The organism is Campylobacter concisus, from assembly GCF_002913745.1.
Classification (GTDB): domain Bacteria; phylum Campylobacterota; class Campylobacteria; order Campylobacterales; family Campylobacteraceae; genus Campylobacter_A; species Campylobacter_A concisus_R.
In genome coordinates, this window is sequence record NZ_PPCG01000048.1 from 1 (window position 1) to 7,237 (window position 7,237).

At 42.1% G+C, this 7,237-nt stretch carries 8 protein-coding genes and 1 tRNA gene; 4 read left to right on the forward strand and 5 right to left on the reverse strand.

What is annotated here, in order from left to right:
* Positions 1 to 141 precede the first annotated feature (141 nt).
* Positions 142 to 217 (forward strand) — tRNA-Val (locus tag CYO90_RS06390).
* A gap of 133 nt (positions 218 to 350) precedes the next feature.
* On the forward strand, positions 351 to 1,568 hold the full coding sequence (locus CYO90_RS06395; RefSeq protein WP_103578896.1) for an Ig-like domain-containing protein: 1,218 nt from the start codon (positions 351 to 353) through the stop codon (positions 1,566 to 1,568).
* Between the two features lie 45 nt (positions 1,569 to 1,613).
* Here CYO90_RS06395 and CYO90_RS06400 read toward each other — a convergent pair whose 3' ends face one another.
* From CYO90_RS06400 to CYO90_RS06415, 4 genes are all read right to left on the reverse strand, one after another.
* Positions 1,614 to 3,032, reverse strand: a complete 1,419-nt coding sequence (locus CYO90_RS06400; protein ID WP_103578897.1) for an alanine/glycine:cation symporter family protein — start codon at positions 3,030 to 3,032, stop codon at positions 1,614 to 1,616.
* Positions 3,033 to 3,120: 88 nt separating this feature from the next.
* The gene (locus tag CYO90_RS06405) at positions 3,121 to 3,636 is read right to left on the reverse strand and encodes an ATP-dependent DNA helicase RuvA (protein WP_103578898.1); all 516 of its coding nucleotides are present in this window, start codon (positions 3,634 to 3,636) and stop codon (positions 3,121 to 3,123) included.
* A 38-nt stretch (positions 3,637 to 3,674) separates the two neighbouring features.
* The gene (locus CYO90_RS06410) at positions 3,675 to 4,841 is read right to left on the reverse strand and encodes a replication-associated recombination protein A (protein ID WP_258030679.1); all 1,167 of its coding nucleotides are present in this window, start codon (positions 4,839 to 4,841) and stop codon (positions 3,675 to 3,677) included.
* Between the two features lie 20 nt (positions 4,842 to 4,861).
* Positions 4,862 to 5,392 carry a pyridoxamine 5'-phosphate oxidase family protein gene (locus tag CYO90_RS06415; protein ID WP_103578900.1) on the reverse strand — a complete coding sequence of 177 codons (531 nt, stop codon included), beginning with the start codon at positions 5,390 to 5,392 and terminating at the stop codon, positions 4,862 to 4,864.
* 79 nt (positions 5,393 to 5,471) lie between these two features.
* Between CYO90_RS06415 and CYO90_RS06420 the strand changes: the two genes are divergently transcribed.
* Complete coding sequence (locus tag CYO90_RS06420) at positions 5,472 to 5,765, forward strand: hypothetical protein (RefSeq protein ID WP_103578901.1); 294 nt, start codon at positions 5,472 to 5,474, stop codon at positions 5,763 to 5,765.
* A 1-nt stretch (position 5,766) separates the two neighbouring features.
* On the opposite strand, the gene ung is transcribed toward CYO90_RS06420, so the two are convergent.
* Positions 5,767 to 6,459 (reverse strand): uracil-DNA glycosylase, encoded by a 693-nt coding sequence (gene ung / locus CYO90_RS06425; protein WP_103578902.1) that lies wholly within the window; start codon positions 6,457 to 6,459, stop codon positions 5,767 to 5,769.
* 62 nt (positions 6,460 to 6,521) lie between these two features.
* Between ung and CYO90_RS06430 the strand changes: the two genes are divergently transcribed.
* Positions 6,522 to 7,097, forward strand: a complete 576-nt coding sequence (locus tag CYO90_RS06430) for a YbaK/EbsC family protein (RefSeq protein WP_103578903.1) — start codon at positions 6,522 to 6,524, stop codon at positions 7,095 to 7,097.
* The last annotated feature ends 140 nt before the right edge of the window (positions 7,098 to 7,237 follow it).

Consider the following 7,237-nt stretch of genomic DNA (forward strand, 5'->3'; position numbering starts at 1 on the left):
ATTATAGTCTTCGCTTGATTAAATCTGCATTAATAATATTTTAGAGTACTAAAATATAGACCAGTTTTATGCATTTGAATTTTAAAGAAAATGGCAATTAAGCTAAATAAAAAGGAAAATAAAATATAATCCCAAATCTTTGGTCCCGTAGCTCAGTTGGTAGAGCACTACCTTGACATGGTAGTGGTCGATGGTTCGAGTCCATTCGGGGCCACCATTTTTATATCAAATTCTCCAAAATACAAAAATCCAAAAAAATAAAATTTAAAAATATTTTTTGTAACTCTACTATTTTTAAATTTTAAACTAATGATGCTAATGGAAATCAAAGAACTCTAAAAGTAGGCGACGTGATCTATGATAACGAGGTCATAAAAGAGCAAGACGGCGTAAAGGTTGAGGTGCAAGCTGCGCAAACTCAAAATGAAAAAGCTAGCGATGAGGCTGGCAAAGAGATAGCATCGCTACAAGAGCAATTATTAAATGGTAAAAATATCTCTGATCTTGAAGAGACTGCAGCTGGCGGCACTCAATCAGCAGGCGGAGTAAGCTCGAATGGCGTGAGCCTTGGCGCTGCTGGCTTTGCAAATGGTGGTCACTACTCAAACATCAATGCAAATTTTGGCGATCTAAGCTCTCAAGCAAACGCTAGCGCAGAGGCTTTTACAAATGTAAGCGGTGGCGCAAGCGAGGAGGGTTTTAGTCTTGATACACTTGCAGCTGCGATAGATAATGCATATAACAATATATTGTCGCAGCCACTAGAAGTATCTGTTACAGCAGTGGATGATAACGTAGTTACTGGTAATACAGATCAGGCAGTAAGCGGCAACCTTGACATCGAGGGCAATATCTTAGAGCATGAAAATTCACAAAGAACAGGTCTGCATATCACAAACGATAACACTCCAACTTTGGTAGGTAAGGCTACTTCAAACGCTACTATAAGTATATTTGATGGCGAAGGTGAAAATGCACCACTGCTTGGCACGACAACTACTGATAATGATGGCAACTGGTCATATACACCAAATTCGCCTTTAGCTGATGGAGATCATAAATTTACTATCGAAGCTAGCAAAGTAGCTGCAAACGGCGAAGAGCTAAAAGCTACAAGCACGCAAGAGATAACTGTTGATACAGATAATAGCACCTTGTCTATCACAAAAATATCTACTGATGACTTTTCTGACTTGTCACACTATAACACAATGTATGATAGTAATAAACAATATGACTTATCACCAAGTATCGAGGGCAAGGCAGAGCCATTTGCTGATATAAATTTAGTCATTACAAAAGCTGAAGTTGTTTATCGTGATGCCTTTGGTCACTCTTGGGTAGAGAAAGGCAACGAAGCTCATGTGGTTGAGAAACTAAGCGCTAAGGCTGATGCTGATGGTAACTGGAGAGCTGAGAGCAGTGTGTTGGATACTCTTGACACTAACGAATACACAGTCCAAGCTTCATCAGTAGATGAGGCCGGCAATAAATACGCTGAACCTCAAGCAACGACATTTTATATGCCACTTGAGCCTATAACTGTCGCTCCAACTGACCACCTATAATAATAAATTTAATGTGGAGAGGCCTCTCTCCACTCACTCTTAAATTTACTTCAAATACTCTTTTACGTCGTAATCTTTGCCAACGTCGTGATCTTTTAAAAGTTTAGCCACGACTGGGCTTAGAAGGATAATGGCGATCAAATTTGGCACAACCATAAGTCCGTTAAACATATCTGCTAAACTCCAGACAAAATCAACCTTTTGCAAGCTGCCTAAAAAGACAAAAACAACAACTAAAATTTTAAAAATTTTAACCGCTTTTGCGCCAAAAAGGTAGCGCACGTTGATCTCAGCGAAGTAGTACCAGCCAATGATCGTCGTAAATGCGAAGAAAAATAAGCAGATCGCCACGAAGCTATAACCGCCAGTTTTGCCAAATATATGCGACGAGAACGCCTCTTGCACCAAGGTGATGCCAGTAAAGACTGCCTTGCCGTTTTCAAAGCTGATGACGTTTGCGGTTAGCACCACAAAAACGGTTATATTTAGGATGACAAAGGTGTCTATAAAGACGCTCATTATGCCAAGAACGGCTTGATCGACTGGGTGTTTGACGTTTGCAGCAGCGTGTGCGTGTGGAGTTGAGCCCATGCCAGCTTCGTTGCTGAAAAGTCCCCTTGCGATGCCGTATCTCATAGCAGCTGCGATGCTAGCGCCAGTTGCCCCGCCCCAAGCAGCCGAAGGGTCAAACGCAGCTTTAAATATTAGTGAGATCGCCTCTGGGATTTGGTGGAAATTTAAAGCGATGATAACCACGCCAACAACGATATAAAGTAGCGCCATTAGTGGTACGATCTTTTCAGCGACCCTTGCGATCGCCTTTACGCCGCCTATGAAAATTAGCGCGCAAATGAGAGCCAAAAACGCCCCTGTTAGCCACTGCGGTATGCCAAAAGCGCCGCTAAAGCCGTCTGATATGGAGTTTGCTTGAACCATGTTGCCGATAAAGCCAAGTGCGATGATGATAGCGATAGCGAAAAATCCAGCTAGAAATTTCGCCCATTTGCCCTTTAAACCGCGGCTTATGTAAAAGGCTGGACCGCCTATCGTGTGGCCGCTGTCATCTTTGGTGCGGTAAATTTGAGCGAGGCAAATTTCAGCAAAATTTGTAGCCATGCCCAAAAAGGCTGCGCACCACATCCAAAAAATGGCTCCAGGACCGCCCATGATAAGCGCTGTGGTCGCACCCACGAGGTTTCCAGTGCCAACTTGCGCCGCGATAGCGGTTGCGACTGCCTGAAACGAGCTCATACCAGCCTTGCCAGCAGCCTCGCCATGAAGTGAGAAATTTCCAAAAAGTTCGCCTAAACCCATCTTAAATTTAAAAATCTGAACAAAGCCAAGTCTAATGGTGAAAAATAGTCCAGTGCCGCAAAGTAGGGCGATTAGGAAGTATGGACCCCAGAGAAATGAATTTATACTTTCAACGCAGTTATTTAAAATTTCAGCAAAATTTGTAGGCATTTTTTAACTTTCGTGATTGATTTGGATTTGAGAAGTATATTTGAATAAATATAAAATTTAAATTAACTACTAAAAAATCATGGCCAAGCTAAATTTTTACAAAAGCACCCTGCAAAACCATGCTTGAGTAGTAATAAAAGCTGTAAAATAGCCTATCGTCATAGCTTAGCTCATCTTGATCCACGATATCAAGATACTTTGGCTCTAGCATTTGCTCCATTTTGGTAAGCGGCTTTGCGTGCTCAAGATGCTCTAGCTTCTCACAAATTTCAAGCATAAATTTAAAAAACTCTTCAAGCTTACGCGAGATAAATTTAGCTGCTTCGCCTTTTTCGCCTAGCGCACTTTTGTAAATTCGCACTAAAAAAACGAGCGCAAAGGGCGTTGCGTGCCAAAATGTCTCTTGATACTCGCACTGAGCTACTATCTCATCAAGCAGTTCATTAAGCTCTTTTTCATCAAATTTGCTCTTTTTTACAGCCTTTGTAAGTGTGTTTAAAATTTGCGCAAAAAGCTCCGCCGTGCCGTAACTACAGCTTAGCTTCGCCCACGGCACGTCTTTTATCTTTAAATTTGTGATATATGTTAAATTTTGCTCGTTCATGCGCGTACCTTTTTAAATCAAAAGAGTAAAGCCTAAATTTAGCCCTTTGACCTTATCTTTTCTAGCCACTCATTTAGCGTTTTTTCAAAGCCTATGCCCTTGCTTTTGTAAAAAACGAGCGGTTTTTCTAGGTATTTTTGCTCGACCCAGCCACCAAAATCATGCGGATAAAGGTAGTCTTTGCTCTCTTTTGTGTGATTTTTTAGATATGGCGGGATCTTTAAAATTTCTTCGCTTTGCACGTATCTTAGGGCGGCATTTATCGCGTTGTAGCTGGAGTTTGACTTTGGCGAGCTAGCTAGATAGATGGCGCACTGAGCCAGTATGATCCTAGCCTCTGGGAAGCCTATCTCTTTTACCGCGCTTAGCGTGCTGGCGGCTAAATTTAGCGCATTTGGGTTTGCGTTGCCGATGTCTTCGCTGGCAAATATCGCCATCCTTCTAGCGATGAAGTCAGCACTCTCGCCAGAGTCTATGAGCCTTGCGAGATAGTATATGACGGCGTTTTCGTCGCTTCCACGCAGACTTTTTATAAAAGCGCTTGCTAGCTCGTAGTGCGTATCATCCTCTTTTGCCCCCTCTTTTAGGGCATTTTGGCGAAGTGTTTTTAAATTTTCTATGCTCACATTTTCATCAAGCGTGATGGCAAATTCGAGTAAATTTAGCATAGCTCTTGCGTCGCCGCCACTACTTTTAAAAAGATACTCCTTCGCCTCCTCGTCAATACTAAATGAAATTTGCTCTCTTATCTTGCCAAGAAGCTCCTCAAAATCGCCGCTGCTAAGCGATCTAAACTCAAAGAGCATCGAGCGACTTCTGATGCCTGAGCTTAGCGTGAAAAAGGGGTTTTCGGTGCTTGCGCCGATGACTAGGGCTTTGTAATTTTCCATGGGGATGAGTAGTGCTTCTTGCTGGGTTTTGCTAAGCCTGTGGATCTCGTCTATGAAAAAGAGTGGCTTATTTAGGGCGTTTTCGTAGTTTTTTAAAATTTTGCGAAAGTCATCTATCTTTAAATTTCCGCCGTCAAACTCGTAAAAGTCGTAGTTTGCCCCGCTTGCCACAGCCCTTGCAAAGCTCGTCTTGCCACAGCCTGCTGGACCATAAAATATGGAGTGCGGTATCTTTTGTGTAGCTATAAATTTTAAAAAGGCCGCTTTAACCGCCTTTTGACCGCAAATTTCATCCAAGTTTTTTGGTCTAAACATCAGTGCAAGTGAGCTCAAATTTACTCCTTTACCGCTTTTGGCAAAATTTTAGCCTTTGCGCTAAGGCTCTCTATCTTTAGCTCGTAAATTTTCATATTTTTTAGCCCATACTCGGCCGCCACGTCAAAGGTGCTCATCGCGTAGGCTGTGTATTTTTGGCTGAGAATTTTTAAAATTTCATATCTTTTGGCCTCGTCTGTCACTTCGTAGGCTCTCGTTTTTGCGATGGCGCTTTTATACTCAGTCGTAAAGACCTTGCCTCCAAGCGCCTTGCCGTCGTCTTTTATCATTTCTAGCTCGCTATCATTTAGGTGCGGGACCTTGTTGAAGCTAACGCAGACAAACTCCATTTTTCGCCCATTTTGAAGCAGTTTTGCCTTGCTACCAGCGGTTGCTCCGTGCACAAAAATGCTCTCACCAACCCTAACCGGTGAGATAGGCACGCTAAAAATTTCTCCCTCATCATCCACGCATAAGATCACGCCGTATTCGCAACTATCGATGATCTCAAGCGCCTCGTCACGTCCAAGCTCTCTATCTTTTCGCCTCATTTTTCATCCTTTTTTTGCAAAATATTTTAAAATTTAAGTGCTTAAAGGCTAGTATAACGCAAAAATTTCAAGGAAAAATATGAAAAAATTTGTCATTTTTGCCCTTTTTCTGGGCGTAAATTTATTTGGTGCAAGCGAGGTTTGCAAGGAGTATGTCAAGCAAAGCAGGCTCTATCTTGATGAGCTTTACGCCAAAGAGAGCAAGAAGCTTGCGGGTGATGAGAAGGCGCTAAGGCTATTTGAACTTAAATTTGATGAGTTTAAGCAAAAACAAAGCGGCCAAGAGGCGATGATAATGCAAAATAACGACGAGAAATTTTGCAAAAGTGAGCTAGAAAAGGTAAATAAGCTTCTTAGTGAGCTTAAAAAATAGCTCAAATTTGAGCGTTTAAGTCCCACTCGATGGGCGTTTTGCCGTGGTTTGCTAGGTAGATATTTGCCTTTGAAAAGTGTCTGCAGCCAAAAAACGCCCCACGAGCTAGCGGACTTGGGTGGGCTGCTTCTAAGATGAGGTGCTTGCTAGCGTCTATAAGCGGCGCTTTTGCCTTGGCTGGGTTGCCCCAGAGCATAAAAACTACGTTTTGTAAATTTTGGCTAATCTTTCTTATGACGGCGTCTGTAAAGCCCTGCCAGCCAAAGCTAGCGTGAGAATTTGCCGCTCCAGCACTTACACTTAAAGTAGAGTTTAAAAGCAGCACGCCTTGCTTTGCCCACTTTGTAAGATCGCCGCTATTTGGCTCTTTTATGCCAAGATCAGCGTAAATTTCTTTATAAATATTCACAAGGCTTGGCGGCACTCTCACGCCACTTGGCACTGAAAAGCTTAGTCCCATGGCTTGATTTGCGCCGTGATATGGGTCTTGGCCTAGGATGACGACCTTTACGGCATGAAATGGCGTTAGATTAAATGCGTTAAATATAAGCCCGCTTGGTGGATAGACGACGCCAGTGCTCTTTGCTTTTAAGAAATTCTCTTTGATGCGAGCGAAATTTTCGCTCAAAAACTCATCTTTTAGCACCTCTTTCCAGCTTGGTTCGATCTTTACGTCATCTAAATTTATCTGCATTTTCCTGCCCTTTTTTGTTTTAGCGGTATAATTTTAACTAAATTTATCCAAAGGAAAGAGCTGTGTCAGAGCAAATTTTTAATAAAATCCACGAGCTTCTTAGCAAAAATGGGGCGAAATTTAGAGTGATAGAGCATGAGAGCGCTAGGACTTCAGAGGAGATCGCTAAGATAAGAGGCACGAAGATGAGTCAGGGCGCAAAGGCGCTGGTCTGCTCTATAAAAGGCGTTGATGAAGCTAAATTTAGAGAAATTTTTAAAGATGAAAATGTGCTAGATGGCTACTTGCTAGATGACGAAAAGCCAGCGATGAAGGCTGGTAAAATTTACTTGCTAGCGGTCTTGCCAGCTGACGAGCAGGCTGATCTTGACGCGCTTACGCAAAAATTTGATGGTAAAAGAGCGAGCCTTGCTAGTCCAGAGGAGGTTACGGCCTTGGCTGATTGCGTATTTGGCTCGGTTCCGCCATTTAGCTTTCATAAAAATTTGCACCTTGTTGTGGATGAGAGTTTGCTAGAGCGAAACGATGAGATCGCCTTTAATGCAGGGCTTCTTGATAGATCAGTCGTTTTAAACGCAAAAGACTACGCTAGGATAGTAAAGCCGGTGTTTGTTAAATTTAGAAAAGAAAAGTGCTAGGCTAACCACTTCCTAGCACTAAATTTGTCGGGAGAAAAATGAATTTAAGTAATGCAAAGACGAGAAATTGCTAAATTCATTTCAGGAGCAAATATTATCAAGGATAATCTTAAAGTATAATAAATTATATTGATAAAATA

Bases quoted from the DNA above. Each gene is read 5' to 3' on its own strand.
- CYO90_RS06400 (WP_103578897.1), bottom strand. From the start codon at position 3,032: ATGCCTACAAATTTTGCTGAAATTTTAAATAACTGCGTTGAAAGTATA.
- CYO90_RS06405 (WP_103578898.1), bottom strand. From the start codon at position 3,636: ATGAACGAGCAAAATTTAACATATATCACAAATTTAAAGATAAAAGAC.
- CYO90_RS06410 (WP_258030679.1), bottom strand. From the start codon at position 4,841: ATGTTTAGACCAAAAAACTTGGATGAAATTTGCGGTCAAAAGGCGGTT.
- CYO90_RS06415 (WP_103578900.1), bottom strand. From the start codon at position 5,392: ATGAGGCGAAAAGATAGAGAGCTTGGACGTGACGAGGCGCTTGAGATC.
- CYO90_RS06420 (WP_103578901.1), top strand. From the start codon at position 5,472: ATGAAAAAATTTGTCATTTTTGCCCTTTTTCTGGGCGTAAATTTATTT.
- ung (WP_103578902.1), bottom strand. From the start codon at position 6,459: ATGCAGATAAATTTAGATGACGTAAAGATCGAACCAAGCTGGAAAGAG.